This window comes from Leptospira semungkisensis (genome assembly GCF_004770055.1).
In the GTDB taxonomy this organism is placed as follows: domain Bacteria; phylum Spirochaetota; class Leptospiria; order Leptospirales; family Leptospiraceae; genus Leptospira_B; species Leptospira_B semungkisensis.
Genome location: NZ_RQEP01000018.1, coordinates 452,928 through 479,847 on the forward strand (window position 1 = coordinate 452,928; position 26,920 = coordinate 479,847).

The window sequence follows — 26,920 nt, forward strand, 5'->3', positions numbered from 1 at the left end:
GTGCACAGATGAATGAAGAAATCCAAGCGTTGAACAAGATCATTTCTATCGTAGATGAAAAGGCTTCTCTCTTTAAGAAAGAATGGAGCACTATGCCCAAGATCCGAGCGGTTACCGAAAAGAAACTGATCCTGGACTTGATCGACAACGCAATGCAATTGGCCAAGAATGTCCGCCCTTCTCCTACTGATTTGTTGGGAGATCTACAAAAACTGAAAAGCGAATTCAATCGATTGCCTCTCTGAGCTCTTTAAGTCGTCCTTCCTCGGCTTAAAACAATCTGGACCAATTCCCAGGGAGATTATCGATAAGAGCGAGTCTCCTTCTTCCATTTCCTTTCTGTTTCTTCTAGATAATCTTTGATCTCTGAATATTTTCTTTTTCCATCCAGGTATTCTAACAGGAACTCGTCACCCACTAACAATTGGATCGCGGGAAGGTCGGACCTGAACTCATAAGGTCCTTTTAGAAATTCGAATTGTTCCGGATATGCATCTCGGATCGTTTTAACAAAATGTAATCCGAATAGTAGGCTGTGGAATTTTTCCGGCCTATCTAATAAGATTTGATAACCTCCACAAACCTGTCCGGCATACTTATGAAATGTAGGAATGAATTTCAAAGGCCTGAGTCTAAAAATTCCTTTTTGCTTTTCTTCTAACTTTTCTAGAAGACTTCTATTTAGATCATCAATAAAGGGAGCTCCAAAAATCTCAAAGGGTCTAGTAGTTCCTCTTCCTTCCGAAAGATTGGTCCCTTCTAAAAGACAGAGACCTGCATACACATAACAAGTCGTTTGCGCGGGAATATTCGGAGAAGGCGGAACCCAGAGAAAGCTCTCTGTTTTTTTAGAATATAATTTGATCCGATGAAATTTCAGATCCAAAGAAAATGTATCCTTATAGTATTCGAGAAGTCCCGCAGTAGAAAGTCCGTGCCGATGCAAGGTCCCTTCTACACCGACGAAGGAAGCGAATTTTTTTTCTAAAGGGGATCCTTCTATCTTTCTGCCTGCTGGGTTTGGAGAATCTACTACTACTACCTTGATGTTTCCTTTTCCGGCTCGCACATACCGATCGGCGGCCTGCATCGCGTACAATGCGCTAGTCAAAAAGGTATAATAACGAGCTCCTACATCCCGAATATCGATCAGAAGTGTATCTAAATCCTGGAAAGCATCCTCATTCGGGATCAAACTCTCTTCCGAATCCCCATACAAATTTAAGATCTGGGTTTCTCCCAAATCATAGCGAAGTTCACTTCCGGAGACTTGGTCTTGCAGCTCGGCAAATAGCCCGTGCTCTGGAAGAAATAGCTTCTTGAGCCCGTATTCTTTCTGTATGCTTCTGAAATGATAATCGCCTTTCCAACCGTATGCGCTTTGGTTGGTGAGCATTCCGATAGAAGAGCCTTTGAGTAGTTGGTCCGTTTTTTTCATTTCCAAATGGAGTTTTTCGAGCGCAAGATCCTTAAGTCAAGCAGACTTGATCGGTTCCCCTTCTCAGAAATAAGGAGAATGAATCTCCTTCACTTTTTTGGAAGAAGTTCGTTTTTAAAGAATCCTCTAAAAAAGAGTTTCCTTCCTCGGCAAAGGATCGTTTTCTTCTTAATTTGCCCCAACCCGCGATCGTATGGCATTAGATACAAGCGTACCAAATCAAAAAGTCACTGTTAAAGCCGGCTCGGTCCTTTTTCCGGAAGGATCCTCCGCAAATTCCCTAAACGTACTCCATAGCGGAGCCTTACGTTACGTGCTCGACGCTCCTGATGGAAGAAAGTTGGAACTCTTCAAGATCTCTGGAGCCAACTTAACCCCCGGAGCCTCCGCTTTATTTGGAACCGGACGTTATCCTTATACGATTATCGCAGAGCAAGACTGTGTGCTTTCTACGTATGTTATGTCCCAGTCTACAGTGGGCCGTTCCCTTGCAGCGAGAAGTTCCTTGGGAATCATGGTGGGTCGTTCTTTATTAAGAGAGATCACCGAGTTATTTAAGAAAGCAAACCAACTCAGAAAGATCGCTTCCGATATGGGGAAGACAAACGACAATCTTTCTCTTCTTTATTATCAATTCAATCCTAGCGTTTTTCCGGATATCAAACCGGGACAACCCATTGCAGATCCAAGCGCCGAGATCGTGGATCCGGTCCTGCGTCTTGCAAGAGAAAATCTAAAGCATTATTTCGATAACGGAGGAATCCTCCCCGAAAGACCGACTCCAAATTATGTGGAAGAGGATCATTCTCAGCTCTTAGTGAAATATTATCCGGAAGAGATAGAATTCCAAGACGCAGAATTCAATTTCGTTCGTAAGATCATTCTCTCGGATCCGAATCTTCTCGCACAATTATTCGCTCCTGATCCTTCTATGGTTTCTTATGTTTGCGATAAGTTAGGAAGAGTATTAAACAATCTCACCGACAATTCTCGCGGAATCTTGGAAGAAGTGGACGAAGGATTTAAACTTCTTTTGGGAGGGCCCGAGAGCCTTACTGAAAAATACTTCTTGATCTTGGACATGGCGGCTAACGGATATTCTACCGCTCCTCCTGAATTCGTTGTCCCGATCTTGCAAGTAGTATCGCAAAAGATAGAAAGGTCTCTCTCGGGTCATCAGGCACTATTCGCATCTGCGATTCCGAATCCTTCTCCGAATATAAAACCTTTCCTTGAAAAGACCCTTGGTCTCTCTAAGAAATTCGAGTCTTCTGCGCCTGCAAAAGCCGCTACGAACGGAGGAACTTCTGTAGATGGATCTGCGGATGCTACTGCCATCCGTAAGGAATTGGCGAATTCAGCTTCCTCAATCATTCAATTCTCCGGCTTAGGCGGAGATGCGATCAAAGAGTTCTCAGCGATGATGGTGAAACTCAAGTCTATGAAGAATCCCCTGGATTCAGATAACGACACTAGAAAACTGAGAAGATCCATTACAAAAACCTATTTCGATATATACGCGGCTTGTTTTCAGAAATACATGAACTCCAACAAGAATGTTCCCAAGCCAGTGGAACTGATGTTGAAGTATGGACACTTCGACGAGACTCTCTTGGATGATTCTCAATTAGTCTTCATGTCTACTTATAAGGATCCGATCGCCGCGGTTTCCGACATTCCAATCCATTATGGAACGGAATGGTTAGAGAGGATTTATAAAAGAGAAGCTCCGACATCCTTGGATGAATTAGGGCAGAACTTCTTCGATAAAGTGAAGATGGACAACCGAAATGCCGTCTTTAAAAAAGAATCCGATCTTCCTCCGGACATTGATAATCCTGAGGCCAGATTAAAATTCGAATTCGGTGCGATGTATGAGGCAAACGTCCGACTCACTACTGGTTCCTTGGCGACTTATCTCCCCATCTTGACCAAGTATCATTCGCAAATTCCATTAGGAAAAGCTTATGTTACTAAGAAGCTTTTGACGGACACTATTCATGATATCATGGCTGTGGATTTCTCCGTATTCAATCGAGAGGTGATCTATAATAATCCCGAGACAGGGATCAACAAGGAATTCGTGCAAAGAGCAATCATTCCCGACTTCGTAATCGTTCCTTCTATCGGAAGTAAGATCATGATGTGGCAGGAACTTTCCATCCACAGAGGTTCAGGTTCCAAAGAAAGTCGCGGGAGGATTGTGCTTCCTATCTTCGTTCAAGGAGATCTAAAATCTCTTTTGATAGACGCTTTTGCTGCATTCCGATGGGAGCTTTGCAAAACCATCCTCGGTCCAGAATGGAACAACGTAGGAAATCCTTCCATCACTGCGGATTATATGGACTATGTTCAGTTCTATAAAAAGAACAAAGACCTTTCGATGGAGATCAAGGAAAAGCTCGCTGCAGAATTCAAACGTTTCAGGAACGAGAGAGATATTTTCGCGAACGATTACCAGCTTTGGATCAAATACGAGGCCGAAGGCGTACAACGTTTAAATCGAGTTGTAAGAAGTATATTCTATCGTCACATTCCATTTGCTAGACCGATCCGTGAGAGAGTATCGAAGATGCCGGCATTCGGAGAGATCAATAACCGATTCATCAACATCAGAACTCGTAAGTTCACCGAGTTGGAAAACAGATACAAGAAATACATCAATACTCTTGGAAGCCTACCAGATCAATTGAGAGAGAATCTGGAATTCTACAGAGTCTGATTACGATCCAATTTCTTTGTATTACAATTCTCGGACATTCCGTTTCTAGAATTTCACACAATCTTTAAAGGATGATTCGACAGATCGAACATCCTTCCAAGTATTGGAACCGATTCCAGCTTATTGCAGCCTTTGTGGGTAAGAAATCGAATGCGGATCCAATTTAAAATCCTAATAGCATTTATCTATTGTATTTCGATCTTTCTGTTCTTTGACAGATTTATATTCAAGAATCTTATATTTCAGATCCCTAACGAATTGGAATGGGATACTTCTCCTTGGTATAATTTCTTACGCAAAAGATCAGAGATTCGCTTTTCTAAAAAAGAGAATGGAGTCTTGGTGCTTGGAAGCAGTATCGCGCTCTATTCTGTTCTTCCGAGTAGTTTCGAAGATCGGGCCAACCAAAGTCTTTCAAGATCGGATCGAATTCGAACGGAATTTTACGCCCATCCTTCTTTAACTCCTTCTGACCTTTATTATTATAAGGAAGATATACTTTCCAAACAACCCAAAGCGATCGTATATGTGCTTAATCCTGCTGACTTCCAGATAGAATACATAAAAGAAACTTCTCATGAAATGAGGTACGACGAGCTGGAATTCTTAAAAGATTCCATTTCGATAAGACATCAAAATAGGCTTTTATATCCGGATCGCTTTCTCTTGGATCATTGGAAAAATATCGTTGAGTCTGGAAAATCTTCTTTGGAAGAATTCTCCGGCAAATTTATTTCTTATGGAATCCGATACAGAAGTTTCTTTTATGATCCTGCCCTTGCCTGGTACATGCATCGTTTCAGATGGGGACGTTCTTATCATTATTATACAGGAATGATCCCGAAAGAAGGGATTTACTTAAGAGGCTGGGCCAAGCCCAATTTCGAAATCGATTGCGAGATCTCCGAAAAGCTCTGGAAAGAAAGTATCTTTATTCAGAGACCTGGAACAAAGGTCACAGTCTCGCTTCTAAATAATAAAGAAGAAATACTCTTAGAACAAACGTATGCGAAGAAGGGTTGGTATTATATCCAAATTCCTTTTCACAATGCGCCTGGAAACGTAAGACTGAAATTCCAAACGGATAAATCAGTTTCGTCCAAAGAAGTAGATGCGAGAATTTTCGGGACAGAAGAGATCTATGGGATCAGACTCTCTCAGAATTTTTGCAGGTCCTCATTTAGAGAAGATCTTTCCTACACTCGCATTTCCAGTTTGGACGATTCAAGAATAGAGTCCATGTCGGATTCAAACTATGATCAGGACTATGATCTAAGGATCTATCGAGAGAATGATGAAGAAGACGTTCTCAGTAGATTCAAAAAAATTAAGATCGCAAAAGGGATTCTTGCACAAGAAAAGAAGTTTGCCTCTTGGTCCCAGATGAAGTATTTGCAAGAAACTGTTACCTATTTTCTTGCAAATAAGATCCCTGTTTTACTTATCAATTCTCCTGAAAATCCAAAGGAAAGATCCGTATACGAAAAGAGTCCTTGGTATCTTGGCTATTTAGATTTTCTAAAAACCTTAGGTGGGGAAGGATATGCATTCAAAGACGCTAGGGATCTATTTGCCAAGAAGCAATTTTTTCTAGATCCCCATCATCTGACCTATTCGGCCTCCGAAACCGCAAGTCTTACATTCGCTGATTGGTTCTTAGAAAATTATCCTTCAAGATCCCTTACGGATTCTAGATTGAATCCAAAGGAATCCCTTTCTAAAAGCGGAGCCGATACCTTTTCCATAAATCCCGAATAAGATCCCAATCAATAGTGAAAGAACGAGAGAAATCCTGGGATTCTGTTCGAATTGTTTTACTATATTGTATTCCCATTTTTCCAGTCCCTGGTAACGGACCGAATCTTCGGAGATATCCATTAGAAATTCTTTAAGTGATTCGATCTCTTCTTGAGAAAGCCCCATATTAGGCATTCCACTAATTGGATTTAGAAATCTAGGATTTTGTAGTTTAGAAGGAATATAGATCGAGAGCTTTTCTTTGGTGCTCAAATTCGGATCTGCAAGTTTTGCACGAACCCCGTTCCATTTCTCATGTTCCGGTTCTTCGGAATAAGATTCCATCTCTTTGATCTGCTTTAAGAAATCGGCGCTCTTAAATGTCTCGTCCAATCTAGAACGGATCTGATCTAGATTTGGAGCGACATTGCTCCCTACTCCACCTAGAGTATGACAACTCCTACAACCCTTCACTTCTACAAGTTGTTCGCCGGTATATTTCATTTTCTCTGCGGAGATTTTGCCCGGAATCAACTTCAAAACCGGAGCAGGTAATAGGCCACCATCCTTTCTCATTCTAATATGAGAAATATAGATCCCGTCTTCTCCCAAAGCTAGACCGGTAAAATCCTGCCTTCTCTCTTCTTCGTATTTTGTAGGAAGTACGACCCACCAAGGCTCGCCGATGACTCCTTTTCTATCGTCTATCGGCACAGCAAGTAAGGAGGTAATATGAGAAGCAGCGATCACTAGATGTCCTCTTAAAGCGGTTAATTTATGATTCTTTGGAACATAGATCATATCCGCAGGACCTATCGATTTAGGAAAGGTCATCATATTATTGTACGTCATACTAGGATTGGTATTGTCCCAAGGAAAATCCATCCCTCTAGAAGCCTTAACCAATCGATCTATCTCGGGTCCGTTATCCGCTATATAAACCTCGCCTCCTTCGGATTTTGCTATAGCAAAAGGATTTCTCAGTCCTAAAGAGTAAATGTACCCTTGAGCATCCGTCTTCTTTCCAGTATAAAACGGATTGGATTCCACTTGAGTGAAGTCCGACTTGAATCGTAACAATTTTCCGTTCGTGCTATCCTTCTTATGAGAACTGGTCCAAGATTGCCCGTCTCCAGTCCCGACCCAGATATGATAATTCGAATCTACAAAACAATGCCCGATCTGATGCGCAAGCCCCGCGGTGTCCCCTCTAAAGGGAGCATCAAATACTTCTAGCTTTTCGATTTTGGTCCAAGGCTTAGCCCCGATGGATTTCCATCGAGTGATCTTATTGCTTCTTCCCCAACCTTGTTGGTAAACAGCAGTCGTATAAAGAGTCTTGTCATCCGGAGTCAAGCAGGCACCGGTTTGCCCCATCTCTCCTTGAAAATCAGGCAATTCTTTTCTAGGTTTGGAAATATCTTCGTCTTCACCGATCTGGATTACATTTCCGTTTCGTAGTTTAGCTCTTATATGCCCTCTCAATTCACTCACGATATAGATCACATCATCAGGAGAAGGGCCTGGATTCTTCAGAAGAGCTATACTCACCGGAGTAGTGAAATTCCCTGCATCCTCCACTAATGTGAAACCTTCTCTCACTTGCCATTCGGCATTCTTTTCGTTGGCATTCTTTTGAATTCCTTTGTTCGAATAGAACTGAGCATAAGTAAACTGAGGCAACAGTAAGATAAGAATACCGACCGGTAAGATTCTTTTATATGATATTGGCATTCGAACACTACCTTTTTTGAAAATGAATGCAGCAAGTAAAAAGCAAAACAACAGTATTACAGAATAAAAACATGAAACATATATGAAATTATTATAATACATTGATTCACGATTCCGTAATCAATTTGCTTTATTCTTGAAATGAAATTCTGGGAATGTTACGAGCATGCTGAATTTAAAGAACGAAAGAAGATGGTTTCTCATTCTTCTCTGTTTGGGAATTGCAGTTCGGATCGCGACCTCCATATTCAATAGCGGTTATCTCGCTCTCGACGATTATTATATCTTATTCTTTTCTGTACCCGCTCAATCGGAATCCTTAGGATTAGTGGATAACGTGCAAGCTGTCCCAGAGATCAGGTCCCTAATACCGGATGCGATCATTAGAGCCTTTGCCAGGACAGCGTATCTTGTCGGGTTCGATGATCCATTGAATCAGATCCAGTTCGTATTCGCTTGCTTGGGAATTCTTTCTTCCATTACGATATGGATCGGATATAGATACTTAAAGTATCTTCATTCGGAAACTAACGAAGAACCCAAGAACTATTCAATCTGGATCCCGCTTGTAGGGACCTTCTTACTCTCCCTGCATTTTCTAATGCCTTTCGTCTCTACAAGATCTCTGATTGAATCTATGTCTGCCCCATTCATTCTAGGATCCGTTTTCTGTGCTTCCGTATATTGGAGATCGGGAGATTACAAACAGTTAGGCTGGTCCTTAGCCTTGCTCTCGATCGCTTCTTTGTTCAGATTTCAGGCAGGAATATGTGCGATCGCACTCTTCTCCTTAGTTGCATATAAATCTATTCATGAGAAAAAACTTAAGGACGTTTATATATTCGCGGTATACTCAATTACATTGGTTCTACTTACAGGAATCCCTGATCTGATCTTTAGAGATTCCTTTCATTCCTCCTTACGATCTTATATTTCGTATAATATGCATCATTCTGCGGAGTACGGAACCTCTCCCTGGTACGCGTATATCCCCACTATCTTAGGAGCCAGTCTCTTTCCATTTTTGATCGGGAAGTATGAAGGCTTTCCTTGGAAAACTGCTTATACAAAGTTAATCCCAGCTCTCATATTCTGTGCATTTTTCTTAATCGTTCACTCCTTAATCCCGCATAAAGAAGAAAGATTCTTATTACCGATACTTCCACTCATGCTTATAGTATTAGCACCTCTATGCGCCTATTGGTGGGGAAAGGAGAAGAAGAGAATCTCTACTCGTAGGTTTCTATTCTTTCTCGTGAATTTTCTACTTCTTGGATTACTAAGCTTCTTCACGATTCAGAACAATACGATAGAATTAGTGAGATATTTGAATTCGCATACCGAAATCAAAGAGCTTTACGTATATAAGGATTCAATCCCTCACCTTCCCGTTTCGTATGCATTCAGAGCACCTCTCGAAAAATACGAGCTTGTGGAAACTCTGGATGAGAATCTACAGCCGAATATCAAGGATTTCGATCCTTATAAATCCTGTTCTGCGGCGCTCGTCGTAAGAAAGGATTACGTTCTTGGCGGAATTGATCCGGATCCACCTTGGATCCTAAAGGCGAATTTTAAATCTTCTCCTTTGGAAGAATTCGCAGTTTCCCTGAATCCAAATAAAAACAAGAGAAGAAGCAGTCTGTATTTATATCAGTTTCAACTTTGTAAACAAGCTGCGGAAGATTCATCCAAAACCAGTTCCGCTGTTTTTTGATCCGGACTAACACCATGATCTTCGCAAAACAAACAGGAAAAATGAATGCGACCAAAAATATCCGTGTTACTTCCGACCTTCAATGAAGCGGAAAACATAGAAAAATGCGTTTCAAGTATAGTAAAAATATTTAAAGATATAGAATATGAAGTTATTGTAATAGATGATAATAGTCCCGATCAGACTTGGGCCTTCGTCGAAAAAATGAACGAATCCAATCCCAGGATTAAAATCATGAGAAGAATGACTGAGAAAGGACTTTCCTCCGCGATCGTATCCGGAATGAGCAGTGCAGAGGGAGAATATTTTCTAGTTATGGATGCGGATCTTCAGCATGATGAGGCCATCCTTCCACAAATGATCCAAAAATTAGAAGAAGGCTATGATGTAGCTGTAGGAACACGCTACGCAAACGGTGGTTCTACAGGGACTTGGTCTTCTCTTAGAAAATTCTTAAGCGTAACTGCAAATAAATTCACTAAGTTCATTCTTCCGATAAATATCACCGATCCGATGAGCGGGTTCTTTGCTCTTAAAAGAGAAATCTTTTTTAGAACAGGGGACAGGATTAATCCGAGAGGCTTTAAGATACTGCTCGAAATATTAGGAAGGATGGACAATGATATAAAGATCGGAGAAGTTCCTTTTCATTTTAGGAATCGGATGCATGGAGAAACCAAAATAAACAACTCGATTGCAAGAAGCTTCTTGGTCACAGTCTTAGATCTTCGCTTTGGCAAATGGGTTTCATCCACTTTTCTTTTATATTCTTTAGTCGGCTTGAGTGGGGTCGCAGTGAATCTATTCGGATTCATTCTGTTCGAAAGCTTAGGAGTTAAAGACTTAGACACAGGCTTCGGACTTCTGCCGGTATTCCCTTCTTCCGTATTCTTCGGGATCGAATTATCGATCGTAAGTAATTTTATATTGAACAACTACTTTACATTTTATGAAAATAGATACAAACGCTGGGATGCAATACGTGGTTTTGTCATCTTTTCGGGAGTAAGCGCGTTAGGCATTTTTGTTCAATTAGGGATCTTTGAACTTCTGTTCTATAAGGCTCTACCAAGGATGGATCTCGAACCTCGCTTCGAGTTCAGACTTCTTTGCGATTTGGTAGCGATCTCGGTCGCGATGTTTACGAATTACTTTTTGAATTCGAATTTCACCTGGTTAGATATAGAGAGAAGAGATCGATAAAGAGTTCCTACGTAGAATGCAAATCAGTTCCTACATCGTGGGAACTAGTAAAATTTTGCGTTGTAAGATCGGATGAATTGTGATATTAGGAGATTCGCGCTGTCCCACGGGGGACCCACCTCCACCACCCGATGAGGGCGGGGGCCGCCCTACTTCTAAATCGCACTTGATTTTGCTTCACTTCGTTTAGCAACCCTAACGGGAATCTCTCTCCCTACGGGTCGTTCGATTGGGCGGGGGCCGCCTTAAACTTCTTCCAACAAATAAGGTCTTGTATATTCCCTTACTATCTCCACCACGAAACGACCCCAAGACTTAGGATCTTCTTGGGAAATTTCTATCTGACGGATCTTAGGAAAATAAGCTTGGGGTTTGAATGCGGTGTGAGTTAATTCCATCGCTCTCAGATAATTATCAACTCTCTTCACTCTTACAAAATTCAAGAGTTCTCCCTGGATCTTCTCCGAAGGAATATAACCTATGATGATCAATCTCGGGAATAAAGACTTCTTCAAAAGATTTATGAAATCTCCAAAACTATCCACTCGATCGATGAAGCCCTCGTAAGCGCCTCCACCCAAGTTCATGATTTGGGTCACAATATCCATGGTAAAGGAAACGCCTTCTGCAGAAGTCATGTCCGAAATAATAACGATACCTTCGTCAGGTTGAAAGGTCTTAAATTCACTCGTAGGTTTAAAATGTCTGCGTAGAAGCTTTGCAGTCGAAATATCGATTTCCGCAGCTTTCGGGACCAGCACCTTTCCGGAGCTATCCAGAATAGGTTCGCGAGTAATTAAATATCTTTTCTTGGCAGCATTTTGGTTCATAACCCGAAACGCTTTCACCTTCTCTTCCAGCTCGTCCAAGGTGCAATATCCGATTTTCAGGACATTTTCCCTCGCGCGTTTTTTTAGATCTATGTCTTCCATACGAGTGTTTTGAAGGCCTGGTGAACCAGCTTAAACAGGCTTCCGAATTCTGCGATAATTTACCGAGGGTTCGGAGAGAGTATATAAAAAAAATCCCGGAATGGAAAGCCTTCTTTTGGCTCTGCAAAAAACCGCTTGTCCGGCCGATCTCCCCTACTGGAATAGGGGGGATGCCCCGCATTTTAGAGTTTCCGAAATCCGGTAATCGAATGATCATTCCGCTTTCGAATATTTGGCCGGTTTTACTCCTTTTCTGTTTTTCTTCCTGTTTCTCTGTGGAATTTGTCGCAGATGGAGCGCCAAAACCGGGAATACTCCTCTCACACCGAAAAGGCTGGGAAGAGGTCGAAATCCTAAAACAAGCCCCTCGAAAAAGAAGTTATAAGACATACGGAAAAGTCATCGTTAGGAATTTCGGGGACGGAAAGATCACAAAGTTCTATTTGGAAAAGATCAAAAAAGAACTTTATGAAAGAGGAATGGACGGAATGTATCTGACGAATGCAGTCATCGTGCCGGTTCCGCCTACTATTTTTCAGACTGGAACTGCGCAAGGCTATACTACAAATACTTCTGAAATCGCAAGAGATGCAAAGGTAGTCGAGGGAACTGCGTTTCGTTTCCGAGACCGGGAAGAAGAGTAATGGCCAGACGACTGAACAGCGAGATCAAAGTTACGCCTAACGGAGATTGGGTCTTCAGAGGCTCTCATATCGAGCAAAAGGACATTCTGGAATACTTTCGAAAGAACTTAAAAGACGCCAAAGACGGCATCTATATAGACAACGAGTACGGACAATTTTCAGAAGAAGGATACTTGGAACTCTTTGGGTATGCCTTGAATTTGATCCGAGTCTGGGAAAAGGATGGAGAGCTCTTTTTCTTGGCAGATTCCGGAGAAGAATTGGCTCTTTCTTCTCTTGAAATTGCAGCAGATAGGGACAGCGAATTGTTCGCGAGAAAGAAAGATCAAGTTTTTCTAAAATACAAGATCGCTCGTAATGTTTCCACCGTTTTAGGAGACTATATCTTAGAGTCTGACGAAGGGCTCAAACTCAAAATAGGCCAAAAAGAGATCCTAATTCCTGAAACAAAAGAAGGTCCCGAAGTCTCTCTTCCTGAAGAATTCCAGGGCAAACTTTCAAATCCGGAGATCTGATAAGACGACTCTCCCTAAAACCTTTCCGGAAGAAAGATCGTTTAATATCGAGTCCGCTTCCTTCATAGATTTAACTTGAACCGGAATAGGAAGCAATTTCTTCTCAGATACTATCTTAAGAAGCTCCGCTAGTTCCGAAGGAGAGCCGGTATAACTTCCTCTCACAGTCAAACTTCTTAAAGAAAGAATGGGAGTCGGGATCTTTAATTCTCCTCCAAAAAGTCCTACGGAGATCATCCTTCCATTCTTCTTCAAAAGAGAAAACGCCAAAGAAGAAGTGGCCGAATTATTCACAAAGTCGATTACAGAACTCACTCCCTTAGGTCCGCTGAATTTTCGGACTGCATCCGAGACATCTCCTTCCGAAGAATTTACAGTTTGAAAACCAAGCTCTCTGATCTTAGCCAAACGTCCTTCATCCAAATCCGCAAAGATCACTTGAGCATCTGTCATTAAAGGAAGGATCTGAGCCGCAAACATTCCGAGTCCCCCAGCTCCTATGATCAACAGATAATCTTTCTTGCTCAGAGGAAGACTCTTCTTCAAAGCTCCATAAGCTGTCAGACCGGCGCAGGCATAAGAACAAGCATATTCAGGCGCAAGTCCATGCGTGTCCAAAAGCCATTTAGGATGAGGAACTAAGATCCGATCCGAGTACCCGCCGTCTTGGTAGATCCCAAGCGATTTAGGCGCAGAACAAAGTTGAGGTGTGCCATCTTCACATTCCTCACAGTCACCGCAGCCGATCCAAGGATAGACGAGTTTGACTTCTCCCAAAGAAATATCTTTAGCATCCGGTCCGACTTGCAATACTCTTCCTACAACCTCATGGCCGGGGGTAAGAGGAAGTTTCACTCCCCTGTCCTTCACGAAGAGTTTTTCTCCTTTTCCCATTTGATAATAACCGTCTCTGAGATGGAGATCAGAATGACAAACTCCACATGCCATGACTTCCAACAAAACTTCAGTTCCTTTCGGGATAGGATCCGACTTTTCCTCAAATTGCAAAGGTGCTCCGAACTCGACTAATCTTGCGCTTTTCATAAGTAAATTATAATATATTCCCTTTTATGCAGTTTTAGAGGAAAGAAAATGCAACTTCTCGATTTCCTGTGATATGATACGTATTCCTTCTTCAGGCGCCTTGAGAAGGTTGACCTTAGTGAAGAATCCGTGAGTATACCCCTCAAAATTCTTAAAAATAACCGGATGCCCAGCTTCCGTTAATTTTTTAGAATATAGTTCCCCATCTGCGCGCAGAGGATCTATCCCTGCAGTAAATACGATTGCAGGTGGGAGATCCTTCCAATTGGAGGAAAGCAACGGAGATGCTGTCCATTCCTTTCTATTTTTCGGATCGGGAAGATAATTGGAGATAAACCATTCCATATCCTTCTTAGTTAAGCCAGGACCGAACTCGAACTCTTTATATGTTTCGGTATCGCATAATGTTTCTGTCACAGGATAGATAAGCACCTGCAGATCTATTTTAGGTCCCTTTCTATCTCTTGCCCTTAAGACAGTGACTGCAGCTATATTTCCTCCAGCACTGTCTCCGACGACTACCAACGGAAGATCCTTGCCGAGTTCCTCATTCTTAAATTTGTCTGCCCATTCTAAAGAAGCGTAGGCGTCTTCTAAAGGAATCGGATAAGGATGTTCCGGTGCTAATCTATAATCCACCAGAGACACAATGCTAGATGTCCCCTCGGCAAGTTTCCTTGCAAACGGATCGAAATCGCGGATCCTTCCTACGACCCAGCCTCCTCCGTGAAAGTAAAGGATATGGGATCGGATCTCCGCTTTAGGAATATAATTTTTTATTAATATACTTCCATCTAAAGAAGTAACCAAGGCATCTCGAATTTCTTTCATTTCGGGACCGGGTCCGAGCAGATCCCCTATTGCGGAGTAGCCGTCCCTTCTTTCCTGAACCGTTCCTTCGGTGAAACCTTTCAAACCCAAGGAGACGATACGAGTAGCATACTCCAACATTTCAGGAGCAAATTCCATTCTTCCACCCCAATCTTTCAAATCAGGGCAGCAGACTAATGTATCTTAAGGATTTTGTCGTTCCATTTTATAGAATGGAATTGGAATTAAAAGGAAGAGCGATCTGCTTCCATATAATGATGATCCGGAACGAGGCCTTTTGGCCCCGGGAAGTTTCTAGATTCCACAATCTTAAATCCAAGTTTATTATATAAACTGATTGCACTTGGATTCACTTGCGAAACGTCCAAAGAGATCTTGCTATGATCCGGGAATTGCGCAACGGCATGTCTCATCAAAGCCTCGCCAACCCCTTGTTTTCTTTGGTTCACAGGAACTGCAATATGACCCAGATATAAACGGCCGGATTTTGGAGGTTGGATCATGGATTCCATACTCAAACCCCGTATCGCTACTCGAGGTGCGCGAAGACCATAGATCCTGAAAATATTGCCCGCAGTTCCGGCATTTAAAAGAAAGAAACGATCCGAAGTATAGACTACTATAGTCCCGACGATCTCACCATTCTTCTCAGCTACAAAATGATTCTTGTAGCTGATCGTATTTTTAGTGCCCTGAAAGGAACGGACCAGAAAGTCATAAGGAGTCAGTTTTCCTTCGTTAAACACATAACTCCAGGCGTCCGGACCGGAACTAAATATCAAGGGAACAGCCCCTTGCACATCATCCTGTTTGGCGGGGCGAATTGTAATATTAAGATTCTGCTTCACTCGAGATAATTTAGAAAAAGCGATTCTTAGATCGCCGAGTTCAGCTCTTCTCTCAAGCGTTTCGCCTCTTCAAAATCCGGCTTCATTACGATAGCCTTATGAAGATACTGAAGGGAACGCTCGGGACGATTCCAGATCTTATATAGAGTAGCCAGATTGAAAAGGGAAATATGAGGTGCATCATTCAAGGTGCAGCGGAGAGATTTTTTTAGCCAGAAAACGGATTCTCTTTCTCTTCCCATACGAAGAAGAAGAATACCGATCTCATTACAAGGGTTTCCGTATTCAGGATTCACTTCGACGGATCTGTAGAAGTAGTACAGTCCCTTCTTCCAATTGCTTTTCTGATTTTCGATTAGTCCCAGAAAAAAATACGTTTCGTGACTCTCGGAATCTTCCAAAGAAGACTTCAGTAAAAATTCGGCGCGATCAAGGTCGCCGGTTCTATAGAAAAATTTAGCTGCTTCGAGTTTATCTTCAGGCGTCAGGTTTTCCAATTATCTACCCGTTTTTTATTTTTATTTTCGGACGCCTCCTGAAAGAGCTTAATTCCGTTTTCCGTGTAGGACTTCCTTCTTTACAATTTCTGAGAGGGACTTGGCGATGCTTCTCGCATCCAATCCGTATTCCGTAAAGATTTCCTTTCTTTCCCCATGATGGATCGTCTCGGGAGGAAAAGCGAATGTCTTAATAAAGCGATTCAGATACTCGGGAGAGATCCGATTCAGCAAGTATCCGGAAGCTCCTCCATCGATATAACTCTCGTCCAGAATGGCGAAATACCGAACCTGAGAGAGCTCCTCGTCTAACGCTTCTTTTCCGAGAGGACGAAGCCAAACTAGATCGATTAGGCTTACGGAATATCCTTCCTGTTCCAGAATAGAGGCAGTCTTCTTGGCTTCTTCGAGCATAGAACCGATAGAAAGAAGCGCGATATCCGTTCCTTTCTGCAAAACTCTAAACGTCCCAGGTTTTAAGTCCTTATTTGAATTAAAATCCAGACCGGAAAGCTCCACAGATGCCTTAGGAAAGCGAATCGCAATCGGAGACTTATCGTAATGCTCCATATATCTGAGAGAATCCACCAGGTCCTGCCCGGAAGAAGGAACGAAAACATCCATATTCGGCAAGGAAAGAAGATAACTTAGATCGAAAAGGCCTTGGTGGGTTTCTCCGTCTGGTCCTACGCATCCAGCACGATCGATAACGAAACGGACAGGAAGGTTCATGAGCGAAACATCTTCCACTAATTGGTCCATTCCCCTTGTCAAAAAGGTAGAATAAATACATAGATACGGGATCACATTCCCGTTTGTCATCGCTCCGGCAAATGCCACAGAATGCTGTTCCGCGATCCCCACATCATATACGTGATTTGGAAATTTAGAAACATACTCCCCGAGTCCGGAACCTTCTATCATTGCTGGAGTGATTGCTGCGATTCTAGGATTTTTTTCGGTCAGATCGGAGAGTACCTTACCCACGATCTTAGAATAAGAGATCTTAGAAGAATCTCCCGAATCCATGGCACCGTCTTCTTTTCTAAATGGAGTGACCCCGTGATACTTGATCGGATCCTTCTCTGCAGGAGTGTAACCTTTTCCCTTCTGGGTGATTGTATGGAATAATACAGGCCCTTTCATGGTTTTGATATTCCGAAGCATCCTTACAAGTCGGATCACATCATGGCCATCTTCCGGCCCGATATAGCTAAACCCGAGATCCTCGAAAAGACCGCCAGGAGTGAACACATCCTTGAAGCCCTTCTCCACTCTCTTGAAGAAGCTCTCCATGGCTGGACCCACGATAGGAAGCCATTTTAAGAAAGTGTAAAATATACGCTTCCAGTTGAGATAGAAGTGGGAACTGATAATATTATTCAAATAATTCGAGATAGATCCCACGTTCTTGGAAATGGACATGAAATTATCGTTTAGGATCACCAAAAGATTCTTCTTCAAATGTCCTGCGTGGTTCATTGCCTCCAAGGCCATTCCTGTGGCAATGGACGCGTCCCCGATGATAGCAACTATATTGTAATGATTTCCGGTGAGATCTCTAGCGACCGCTTCTCCCAAGGCTTGAGAAATAGAAGTTCCCGCGTGCCCAGTATTGTATAGGTCGTAAATGGATTCTTCTCTTTTAGGAAAGCCAGAAAGTCCTTTGAACTTTCTGACTGTGGAGAGCTTTTCTTTTCTTCCTGTAAGGATCTTATGAGGATAGGTTTGGTGTCCTACATCCCAGATCAGGCGATCCGTTGGAGTCTCGAACACATAATGCAAGGCTACGGTTAATTCCACCACTCCTAGATTGCTCGCGAAATGACCACCGATCCCGGAGAGAGTATCGATGATATAATTTCGGATCTCGGAACAGAGTTTAGGCAGTTCCTCGAGTGGCAATTTTCTGAGATCCGCCGGTAAGCGGATCCCGTTCAATAACGAATCTTCCTGTTGCATGTATTCCGTCTTTAACGGTCATTAGATTTGCTCTGTTGCCTGCAACGGTCTCCTTAGATGTTTCAAATCTTCTTCGTTTACTAAGTCGATCAGTTCATAGATCCGAACAGGCTTGGTTTTACCCTTTACCTTTACAAGATCCAATTCTCTGGCAATTACGCGATCTTTGACCTTTTCGTATGTATATTCCGAAATAATAATATTCGTGGCATATTCCTTGTTGGATCCTTCCAGACGAGATCCCAGGTTAATGGTATCTCCCATACAAGTATAGTCCATCCGGTGAGAACTTCCCATATTTCCGACGACTGCCGGGCCGGAATTCAATCCGATCCCGATATCCATCACAGGAAGATCCAGACTCCTCCACTCTTCTTTCAAGACTGCGAGCCTTCTCATCTGAGCAAGGGAAGCAGCACAAGCATAATAAGCGTGGTCCTCTAGGGGAACCGGAGCCCCCCAGAATGCCATGATCGCATCGCCCATGTATTTATCAATCGTTCCCTTAAACTCGATGATTATCTCAGTCATTTCCGAGAGGTACTGATTCAGGAATTGAACGAGTTCTTCCGGACCCATTTTTTCGGACATGGTGGTAAATCCGCGAATATCCGAGAAGAAGATGGTGATGTCTTTTTTAGAACCACCCAAGTTCAGGTTTTCCGGATTTTTGAGAAGCTCGTCCACAACGTCTTTAGAAACGAATTTGGAGAATGTAGTTCGGATATATTTTACGTTCTCTTCTTCCGTTAAGATCTTATAAACGATGATCCCTACAAAGATAAAGAACTGTTCTATAATTACTGAAGGGAATACATGCACCTCGTTCAATTCGGAGAAGCCGAACATCGTTACTACGCTATAAAGAAGAGCAAGAACGATCACGAACAAGAATCCCCAAGAAGTCTTCATTCTTGGCAGAATCAGTCCCACAATCAACGCCATAGCTAGGAAGATCAGGAAGTTCCCACCCAAAGGCATGTCCCAAAGGAAATCCTGATTTAGGATGGTATTGATCGCATGAGCGTGGTGTTCGATCCCGGACATATCTCCGAAAGGAGACAAGTGAGTATCCTTTGCGGCCCCGCGACCTGTAGCGTAGAACATCGCAACCAAAAAGATATTATTGTTCACTTGAGTCGCAGTGTCGTTATCCCAGCCTTCTGAAACTTCGAAGAACTCGGTAGTATTATAAGAATATAATCCTCCCGGGAAGTTAATCTCCATTTGGCCGTATTCATCAATCGGAATAACCACTTCTCTAGTAGAGTTCGGTTTTGCCATGATGTCTTCGGTGACCATCTTAAGAGATTTGCGGTCTATATAACTGATCTGTTTTTGGGGAATATTCTTGATCTTAACATATTTCCCCATGACGACTTCTACGTCTTTTTTGATGTCCACGCCAAAATAATTACAAGCGATGACTAGGTCGATGGAAGGATAGTATTCATCTTCTCTATCGGAACCGGAACCGATCAATTTGGCTACGATCGGCATTTTTCGGTTCAAGCCAGTTTCATCTTTTTTAATATTCGCAAAACCTAATCCGGAGGATTTTTCTCCGATCGGCTCAATGGGAGCCTGAGGAAATTTCAGCCAAGAATATCCGAATCCTTCGTCCTTAACATTCTCTAATCTGAATTTGCGAAGTATCTCGGTTCTCTTGTCCAAATTCAAGATAGTGCTCTTAGACTCTAGGCTCGTTTCCATAGGATAGTCGAACATTACCCTAGGGTTGTTGGCGAGAGCCTTTGCCATCTCATCCGTTTGCCCTGGTTTGTAATCTAAGAAGAACACGTCGAACATGAGGTGGTTGGTAGAAGTAGCGAATTTATCTATAATCTTTGCGTAATATTTCCAAGGAAGAGGCCACACTCCACCAAGCTGGTCGAGAGTTTTTGTTGTGATCCCGATGATATTGATGTCCCTTCTCGCCTTAGCAGGAGGCTTAAGTTGGATCTGTTCCAGATTTCCTTTATCGGATTCCTTTTCTACTCTGGCGTCAGTTTGGTTTCTAAGAACATTGAATCTCCAAGAAATGGAGTTCTCTTCTAATTCGGAAACCGGTGTGAATGCAACGTATAGGTCGAACCAAACGAATGCTACTACGAATGCCAACCAAAGGCTTCCGACCATCTGCGCGTTTTTGGCAAACTTGGTAGCGGTTTTATAGAAGAAATAAGCGGAAGCGAAGAGTAAGAGCGCGCCTACAAGAAGGATCTCGAAAGAATAATCCGCACCTGAAAAGAAAGCGTAGAAAAAATGTCCCAGAATTCCTAGGATTGTGGTAACTCCAAAAATAATATCCAATAGGGTAAATTTCTGGGCTGATTTGGATTCGCTCATTCTCTCCTCCGATCCTGAACTGGGAGGATTCTCTCCCCCAGGATGCTTTCGTCAATTTTCTTCCCGGATTTAGGAAAGAAAATATCGAGTAGATTTAGAGCTTATCGATTTCCTCTCAATGATTTGGAGATCGAAAGAGCGTATTCTTCCAATTTTTTTCTGCAAAGACTAGGATTAGAACCGTTCTCTTCTATGATCCTCTGCACGGCAGAACCTATAATGATCCCGTCCGCATATTCGGAAATTTCTTTCGCCTGATCCGGACTGGAAATCCCAAAGCCTGCGCTTACAGGCAAGGAAAAGAGAGACTTGGTCATTCGGATCCTTTCTTCCAAACCGTTGGAAAGAGCAGTTCTTTCTCCAGTTACTCCGTAAGAAGTCACATAGTAGATAAAACCGGAAGCAAAGTCTCTTATCCCTTTCATTCGGGCAGGAGCAGTCGCAGGAGTTACCAGATGGATCAGATCGATCCCTCTTTTTTGCAGAGAATGAAATAGATTCTCCGTCTCCGGGGTATCATAAGGAAGATCAGGAATGATCATACCTTCTATTCCGGAGATCTTCGCTTCTGCCGCGAAATTTTCAAAACCGTAGGAATAGATCGGATTAAAATACGTTAGATATACTAGGGGAATATGAGGGTGAAGAGCGTGGATTTTCGCCGTTGTTTCTAGAACCTTTTCCATGGAGAAAGGATTTGCCAGAGCTCTCTTGAACGCCTTTTGGATCACCGGACCATCTGCTACCGGATCGGAGAAAGGGATCCCAAGCTCCAGAATATCAGCGCCTCCACGGATTAGAGCGTCCGCCCAATCCACACAAGCATCGTACGTAGGATCACCTAACGAGATATAGGGGATAAAAGAACTTTTCGTTTCGGAAAAAACGCTACGGATCGCGCTCAAATTTCCCCTCCTTGAAATAGTCCTACGAGTCTTGCTACTTCAGCAACGTCCTTGTCTCCTCTTCCGGAAAGACAGATCAGTATGTCCTTCTTCTTGCCTAGTTCTTTTGCAAGATCCTTGGCAAATCGGAACGCATGAGCAGTCTCAAGTGCGGGAATAATACCTTCGACTCTACAGACTTCCATAAATGCATCCAAGGCTCCTTGGTCGGAAACGGTCTCGTATTTGACTCTTCCGGAAGAATGCAAGAAAGCATGCTCCGGTCCCACTCCAGGATAATCCAATCCAGCTGAAACGGAGTGAGCAGGAACTACTTGTCCGCCTTCGTCTTGGATGACCAAGGTCTTAGTTCCATGCAAGAAACCTGTTTTGCCGAAAAGCATGGTGGCGGAATGTTCTCCGGGAGAAGATCCTCTTCCTCCGGCTTCTACTCCGTATAATTTTACTTTTTTATCTTTTAGAAATCCGTAAAACATTCCCATTGCGTTGGAACCGCCGCCTACGCAGGCAACCACCGCATCAGGCAATTTGTCGTTCGCCTTCTTGAATTGCTTCTTGGATTCATCCCCGATCACTTTCTGAAAGTCTCTCACAATGGTCGGAAATGGATGAGGTCCGATCACGGAACCCACGATATAATGTGTATTAGAAACGTTTAATGCCCAGTCTCTCATCGCTTCGGAGGTAGCATCTTTCAAGGTAGCAGTTCCGGAAGAAACTCCGATGACTTTAGCTCCGAGCATCTCCATACGGATTGCATTCAATTTTTGGCGACGAAGATCTTCTTCACCCATAAAGATTGCAGTCTCGAATTGGAACATTGCTCCCACAGTCGCAGTCGCGACTCCATGCTGCCCCGCTCCGGTTTCTGCGATGATCCTACGCTTGCCCATCGCCTTTGCGATCAAAGCCTGGCCGATCGTATTATTGATCTTATGAGCGCCCGTATGATTTAAGTCTTCTCTCTTGAGCCAGATTCTAGCTCCGCCCCAAGCCTTGGTTAATCTTTCTGCAAAGGTAATGGGAGAAGGTCTTCCTATATAATTCTTTCTGTAGAATTCCAACTCCTTTAAGAATTTCTTATCTTTGCGGAGTTTGAGATAGGTCCCTTCTAATTCGATCAAGGCTTCCGTCAGGATCTCAGGAGCGTATCTTCCCCCGAAGTCCCCGAAATATCCTTCTTTTTCTGTGAAGCTGCGCTCTTTAGCCATACAGGTTCCTTTTTTAGAGGCTTACTCTTAGAGTAGCTCTTGGTATAATTCCTGACGAAGGTTTTCAACTCTAGTGTTCAGGTCATCGAACCCGATGAAGTTGAATGTTTCGTCCTTATCACGTTTGCGGTCATAGATCGAGATCTCTCCGGACTCGAAGAATTTCTTTCCTACCGTGATGCGTATCGGGAAACCGATGAGCTCGGAATCCTTGAATTTGAATCCAGGTCCAAGATCTCTATCATCCCAGAAGACCTCAAATCCTTCATTCTTTAGATTTTCATAAAATTCTAATGCTTTTTCTTCCTGTTCTGCGCCTTTTGCTAAGGTAACAAGAGAGATCTCAAAAGGAGCGATGCTAATCGGCCAATAAATTCCTTTGTCGTCATTGCATTGTTCGATCACTGTCGCCATTGTACGATTCAGACCGATTCCGTAGCAACCCATGGTCAGGGTTCTAGCCTTTCCTTGTTGGTCCAAGACTTGGATCTGGAATGCCTTTGTATATTTGTCTCCAAGCTTGAAGATATGACCTACTTCTATACCCTTCTCCGCTTTTAAAGAAGTGCCACAGGTAGGACAAGGATCTCCCTCTCTCGCAAGAGCAACATCGGCAACCATATACTCCATCTTGATCTCGGAAGAAGGAACATAGCCCTGGATATGGGCATCTTCCTTACCGGCACCAACCACATAGGCTCCGTCTTTCTTGATAGAAGAATCTAACAAAAGTTTAAATCCGGAATTCACATCCGAAGGTCCGATGAACCCTGGCACGAGACCTTTGCTCTTCAGCTCCGGCTCAGGGATCATTTCCAGATCCGTCCATTTTAGGTATGATTTCAGTTTATGTTCGTTTAATTCCAAATCGCCACGCAGGAATATGATCAAGGATTCCTTTTCATTTTTGACAGCGACTGCCTTAATCGTGTCTTCAGGACGAACTCCCAAAAGTTCAGAAACTTCTTGGATGGATTTTTTGTTAGGAGTAGGAACTTCCTTCTTCTCCTTAGGACCTTGCGGAGAATAGCTCGAACTCAAAATAAACGGAGTCTTTTCACTATTGGAATTATAGCCGCAGTTCCCACAAAGAAGAAGAGTCTCTTCTCCGATAGGAGAAACCACCATAAACTCTTCGGAAGCAGAACCACCCATACTACCAGAATCCGCTTGGACCGGGATCGTCTTCAATCCACAGCGTTGGAATATCTTTCTGTAAGCCCCTCTCATCTCTTGATAGGTAGCATCCAAGGAAGCCTCATCCAGATGGAAAGAATATGCATCTTTCATAATAAACTCTCTAGAACGGATCACTCCGAATCTAGGACGGATCTCATCTCGGAACTTAGTGTGTATCTGATACACATTGATCGGTAGATCCTTATAGGATTTCAGTAGAGGTTTTACTAAATAGGAAAAAGATTCCTCATGGGTCGGCCCAAGAGAATACCATTGGTCATGACGATCCTTGACACGGAACATTTCTGCGCCCATCACATTCCATCTTCCGGAAGTCTCCCAAAATTCAGCTGGGGTTAGGATGGGGAGCTCGAATTCCAAGGCTCCGGTTGCATCCATTTCCTCACGTACTATATTCTCAACCTTCTTCAGGACTTTCAGTCCCAATGGAAGATAAAAATAAAAACCGGATCCGGATCTTCGGACCAAGCCAGCCCGAATCATCAGGCGATGGGACGCTACTTGCGCGTCCGCGGGATTTTCTTTTTCCGTGGGTACTAGATATTTTGATGCTCTCATGACTCTCGATTATCGTAAGAAATCGTAATAAGTCACGTAAAGGGCTAGAGAAAGAAGGAACACGAATCCGAACATGAGGATCTGCTCCTGCACTGCCCTAGGTAAAGGCCTTCCGGCAATCGCCTCATACGTGAAGAAAACGATATGTCCACCGTCGGCTACCGGAATCGGAAGTAAATTCATAAACATTAATGCGATCGAAATATATGCTATGAATTGGAAATAAGAATAGAAACCTTCTTTCAAGAAATGAGAAGAAGCCTTAGCGAGTCCCACCGGACCTGAAACGCTGTCCTTCACACTCAGCAAACCGGAGAAAATGGAAGCAAGTCCCCGGAACTGTTGCATGATCAGAGTTCCCACATCCTTGCCGGATTGCAAAAAAGCCTCTCCTGTAGAAAGCTTACGATCCATACTTTCCTCATTCACATGCATCTGAGCGATAAAACCGAGGAGCCCAATCTTTCTATATCCGATAGTCGCATCCCAACTTTGTCCTTGGACTTCTAGATGAACTTGCTCTCCTATCTTCGCCTCTATTCCTTTTCTAAATTCTTCTACATCGGCAAAAGATTTTCCGTCCATCTTCAAACCCATGAGTTTGAGTTTGATCTCCGGATCATGACTTTGCAAACTCCAAGTGCGGATCGGAATGCTAGGATATTTTCTATCTCTTAAATTCTTTAGCTCTACCACAAAGGCAGGAAGCACAGTCATTTCTGTTTCCGCCTTTTCTCTGGTCCAAGGGTTCAATAGAGGATAGGTCTTTCTTTCCAGAAGAAGTTTCACTTTCTGGTCTTGGAATTTTCCGAGAGTGCTTTGTAATTCAGGAACCGAATGGATCTCGATCCCATTCACAGCCAGGATCCGATCTCCATCATTCAAATAATCGAGTGCACGAGATTGCTGCGCTTCTCTCTTGATGGCAGCTTCTTTCATCGCGAGTTCTCTCGGACTCAGTCTTCCATCAACGGCGAGTTGGCCCAGTCTTTGTTTGTTATAATCCGCAGCCTCTCCTTTCGGATCCAAAGCGGAGATCTTAGAACGGAACCAATGAGTGAGCCTACTTCCCATGCTGAAGCTCGTTTCTACCCATCTTTCTCCGGCGAAGTCGATATCCAATGCAGGATCGGTAACGTGAAGATCGAATTCTTTTCCGTCCCGTTCCACTTTCAGGTCGGCTTCTCTTCCTTGAGAAAGTCCTAGCTCGGAAAGAAGTTCGTATTTGGTTTCGGTCTTGGTCCCATTTACGGATACGATCTTGTCTCCGCTCCTAAGTCCTGCCTTGTATGAAGGAGAAAACTCGTTATAAGCCGGCTCGAGATAAATCTTTGTTCCCTTGGGAGAAAAACCCAAAGAGTACAATCCGAATATTATAATAAAGCCAAGTATCAAATTGAAGAGTGGACCGCCTATAACAGGGATCATTCTCTTTAAAGGAGGAGTAGAAAGAAATTCTCCCTTCTCTCCTTTCAATTCGTTGCCGTATTCGTCTCCTTTAAAAAGAACATAGCCTCCTAAAGGGATTCCAGTTACCTGAAATGTGGTCTCTCCAATCTTCTTCTTCCAGATCCCTCTTCCATAACCGATGGAGAAGACGCGGGCCTTAACTCCCACAAGCCATCCCATGACCAAGTGACCAAGCTCATGGATGAAAATACAAAGAGCCAACATGAAAACGATTCCGAACGCTTCCGCTAACATAAATGCACAACCTTATCTTTTGAGAAACTTAAAGCCGCCTCTCTGGCCTTTCGATCCGCTTCTTCATAACCTTCCAGATCTTTCGGAACAGAGTAAGGAATCTTGTCCAATGCTGTCCTGATCACGGAAGGGATTTCGGTAAATAAGATCTTACCTTTTAAGAATAATTCCACTGCGATCTCGTTCGCCGCATTAAAGATAGAAGGAGCCGTTCCACCGGCCCTGCCCGCCTCGTAGGCGAGACTTAAACCCGGATATCTTTCCAACTCCGGTTCCAAGAATTCCAAATTTCCCCAAGAAGTAGCAGGATGAGGTTTCAGACTTTTCGGAACAATTTTAGGATAATATAATGAATGCGCCACAGGAAAGATCATATCTGGATAAGACGCGTATACGAAACTCGCTCCGTCTTTAGTCTCCACGATTCCGTGAGCAACACTTTGAGGATGGATCACCACCCCGATCTGATCATAGGAGAAGCCGAAAAGAAAATGCGCTTCTATAACTTCTAATCCCTTATTGATCATTCCTGCAGAATCCACTGTGATCTTTGGACCCATATTCCAGGTAGGATGTTTCAAAGCCTGTTCAATCGTAACTTTTGGGAGATCGGAGATCGGAAGTTTACGAAATGGTCCACCGGAAGCGGTCAGAATGATCCTCTCCAAAGATTCCTTCTTCGTATTTTCGAGTAGTTGGAATAAAGCGTTATGCTCCGAATCAACGGGAACCAGATATGCATTCGATTTTTCTAATAGAGATTGGATATAGGGCCCGCAGCTTACCAGGGTTTCCTTGTTTGCAATTCCGATCTTCTTTCCGGCATGAATCGCAGCGACTGTAGGCCTGATTCCACTCGCACCGACTACAGCAGTGACTACAGTTTCCGTTTCCGCATCTGCAACGATCTCGGAAAGAGCTTCGGTCCCATAGAGAACCTCAGTGGCTCCTATCTTATTTCCGAGAATTGCTTTGTCTACCGAGTCGGAACTCACGCAAAGATAAGCCGGTTGGAATTCCTTTGCGATCTCTTTTGCTTTCTCTAGATTGGAATGAACACTGAAAGATCTAAGTCGGAATTCTTCCGGAAAAAGGCGGAGTATTTTAAGAGTGGACTCTCCGACCGATCCGGAGGCACCTAAAATGCAGACGCCTCGTTTCATACTCTA

At 43.2% G+C, this 26,920-nt stretch carries 21 protein-coding genes; 7 read left to right on the forward strand and 14 right to left on the reverse strand.

Annotated elements, in window-relative coordinates; translation table 11 throughout:
* Positions 1 to 8: 8 nt before the first annotated feature.
* Complete coding sequence (locus EHO59_RS13495) at positions 9 to 245, forward strand: hypothetical protein (RefSeq protein ID WP_135588913.1); 237 nt, start codon at positions 9 to 11, stop codon at positions 243 to 245.
* Positions 246 to 301: 56 nt separating this feature from the next.
* Here EHO59_RS13495 and EHO59_RS13500 read toward each other — a convergent pair whose 3' ends face one another.
* On the reverse strand, positions 302 to 1,438 hold the full coding sequence (locus tag EHO59_RS13500; protein WP_135588915.1) for a DUF1343 domain-containing protein: 1,137 nt from the start codon (positions 1,436 to 1,438) through the stop codon (positions 302 to 304).
* Between the two features lie 193 nt (positions 1,439 to 1,631).
* Here EHO59_RS13500 and EHO59_RS13505 point away from each other — a divergent pair, with 193 nt between their 5' ends.
* Both EHO59_RS13505 and EHO59_RS13510 read left to right on the forward strand, forming a co-directional pair.
* Entirely contained in the window at positions 1,632 to 4,160 is a 2,529-nt protein-coding gene (locus tag EHO59_RS13505; RefSeq protein WP_135588917.1) for a Crp/Fnr family transcriptional regulator, read from the forward strand.
* A 150-nt stretch (positions 4,161 to 4,310) separates the two neighbouring features.
* Positions 4,311 to 5,918 carry a hypothetical protein gene (locus tag EHO59_RS13510; RefSeq protein WP_210413078.1) on the forward strand — a complete coding sequence of 536 codons (1,608 nt, stop codon included), beginning with the start codon at positions 4,311 to 4,313 and terminating at the stop codon, positions 5,916 to 5,918.
* Here EHO59_RS13510 and EHO59_RS13515 read toward each other — a convergent pair.
* Positions 5,832 to 7,631, reverse strand: coding sequence for a PQQ-dependent sugar dehydrogenase (locus EHO59_RS13515; protein ID WP_167882114.1), 1,800 nt, complete (start codon positions 7,629 to 7,631; stop codon positions 5,832 to 5,834). The genes EHO59_RS13510 and EHO59_RS13515 overlap by 87 nt on opposite strands.
* A gap of 166 nt (positions 7,632 to 7,797) precedes the next feature.
* On the opposite strand from EHO59_RS13515, the gene EHO59_RS13520 reads away from it, so the two are divergent.
* Both EHO59_RS13520 and EHO59_RS13525 read left to right on the forward strand, forming a co-directional pair.
* A complete protein-coding gene (locus EHO59_RS13520) occupies positions 7,798 to 9,348 on the forward strand; it encodes a glycosyltransferase family protein (protein WP_135588921.1) in 1,551 nt (516 codons plus the stop codon).
* Between the two features lie 45 nt (positions 9,349 to 9,393).
* Positions 9,394 to 10,551: a glycosyltransferase gene (locus EHO59_RS13525; protein ID WP_135588923.1), complete on the forward strand. Its 1,158-nt coding sequence runs from the start codon at positions 9,394 to 9,396 to the stop codon at positions 10,549 to 10,551.
* Positions 10,552 to 10,796: 245 nt separating this feature from the next.
* On the opposite strand, the gene EHO59_RS13530 is transcribed toward EHO59_RS13525, so the two are convergent.
* A complete protein-coding gene (locus tag EHO59_RS13530) occupies positions 10,797 to 11,483 on the reverse strand; it encodes a hypothetical protein (RefSeq protein ID WP_135588925.1) in 687 nt (228 codons plus the stop codon).
* A gap of 209 nt (positions 11,484 to 11,692) precedes the next feature.
* On the opposite strand from EHO59_RS13530, the gene EHO59_RS13535 reads away from it, so the two are divergent.
* Both EHO59_RS13535 and EHO59_RS13540 read left to right on the forward strand, forming a co-directional pair.
* Positions 11,693 to 12,127: a hypothetical protein gene (locus tag EHO59_RS13535; RefSeq protein ID WP_135588928.1), complete on the forward strand. Its 435-nt coding sequence runs from the start codon at positions 11,693 to 11,695 to the stop codon at positions 12,125 to 12,127.
* A complete protein-coding gene (locus tag EHO59_RS13540) occupies positions 12,127 to 12,642 on the forward strand; it encodes a hypothetical protein (protein WP_135588930.1) in 516 nt (171 codons plus the stop codon). Before EHO59_RS13535 ends, EHO59_RS13540 begins: the two co-directional genes overlap by 1 nt.
* Here the strand turns inward: EHO59_RS13540 and EHO59_RS13545 are convergent.
* The 11 genes from EHO59_RS13545 to dxr all read right to left on the reverse strand — a co-directional run bounded on the left by EHO59_RS13545 (position 12,625) and on the right by dxr (position 26,914).
* Positions 12,625 to 13,686 carry an alcohol dehydrogenase gene (locus EHO59_RS13545; RefSeq protein ID WP_135588932.1) on the reverse strand — a complete coding sequence of 354 codons (1,062 nt, stop codon included), beginning with the start codon at positions 13,684 to 13,686 and terminating at the stop codon, positions 12,625 to 12,627. The two genes, EHO59_RS13540 and EHO59_RS13545, sit on opposite strands and share 18 nt — an antisense overlap.
* Before the next feature lie 24 nt (positions 13,687 to 13,710).
* Positions 13,711 to 14,655, reverse strand: a complete 945-nt coding sequence (locus EHO59_RS13550; RefSeq protein WP_135588934.1) for an alpha/beta hydrolase — start codon at positions 14,653 to 14,655, stop codon at positions 13,711 to 13,713.
* 86 nt (positions 14,656 to 14,741) lie between these two features.
* Complete coding sequence (locus EHO59_RS13555; RefSeq protein WP_135588936.1) at positions 14,742 to 15,365, reverse strand: GNAT family N-acetyltransferase; 624 nt, start codon at positions 15,363 to 15,365, stop codon at positions 14,742 to 14,744.
* Positions 15,366 to 15,391: 26 nt separating this feature from the next.
* Positions 15,392 to 15,862 (reverse strand): tetratricopeptide repeat protein, encoded by a 471-nt coding sequence (locus EHO59_RS13560; RefSeq protein WP_135588938.1) that lies wholly within the window; start codon positions 15,860 to 15,862, stop codon positions 15,392 to 15,394.
* A 48-nt stretch (positions 15,863 to 15,910) separates the two neighbouring features.
* Positions 15,911 to 17,824, reverse strand: a complete 1,914-nt coding sequence (dxs, locus tag EHO59_RS13565; protein ID WP_135588940.1) for a 1-deoxy-D-xylulose-5-phosphate synthase — start codon at positions 17,822 to 17,824, stop codon at positions 15,911 to 15,913.
* 21 nt (positions 17,825 to 17,845) lie between these two features.
* Positions 17,846 to 20,173, reverse strand: a complete 2,328-nt coding sequence (locus tag EHO59_RS13570; protein WP_135588942.1) for an adenylate/guanylate cyclase domain-containing protein — start codon at positions 20,171 to 20,173, stop codon at positions 17,846 to 17,848.
* A 101-nt stretch (positions 20,174 to 20,274) separates the two neighbouring features.
* On the reverse strand, positions 20,275 to 21,078 hold the full coding sequence (gene trpA / locus EHO59_RS13575) for a tryptophan synthase subunit alpha (RefSeq protein ID WP_135588944.1): 804 nt from the start codon (positions 21,076 to 21,078) through the stop codon (positions 20,275 to 20,277).
* A complete protein-coding gene (gene trpB / locus EHO59_RS13580; RefSeq protein ID WP_135588946.1) occupies positions 21,075 to 22,289 on the reverse strand; it encodes a tryptophan synthase subunit beta in 1,215 nt (404 codons plus the stop codon). Before trpB ends, trpA begins: the two co-directional genes overlap by 4 nt.
* Positions 22,290 to 22,316: 27 nt before the next feature.
* The gene (locus tag EHO59_RS13585; protein ID WP_135588948.1) at positions 22,317 to 24,047 is read right to left on the reverse strand and encodes a proline--tRNA ligase; all 1,731 of its coding nucleotides are present in this window, start codon (positions 24,045 to 24,047) and stop codon (positions 22,317 to 22,319) included.
* A gap of 9 nt (positions 24,048 to 24,056) precedes the next feature.
* Positions 24,057 to 25,751, reverse strand: coding sequence for a site-2 protease family protein (locus EHO59_RS13590; RefSeq protein WP_135588950.1), 1,695 nt, complete (start codon positions 25,749 to 25,751; stop codon positions 24,057 to 24,059).
* Entirely contained in the window at positions 25,745 to 26,914 is a 1,170-nt protein-coding gene (gene dxr / locus EHO59_RS13595) for a 1-deoxy-D-xylulose-5-phosphate reductoisomerase (protein ID WP_135588952.1), read from the reverse strand. Before dxr ends, EHO59_RS13590 begins: the two co-directional genes overlap by 7 nt.
* Positions 26,915 to 26,920 lie beyond the last annotated feature (6 nt).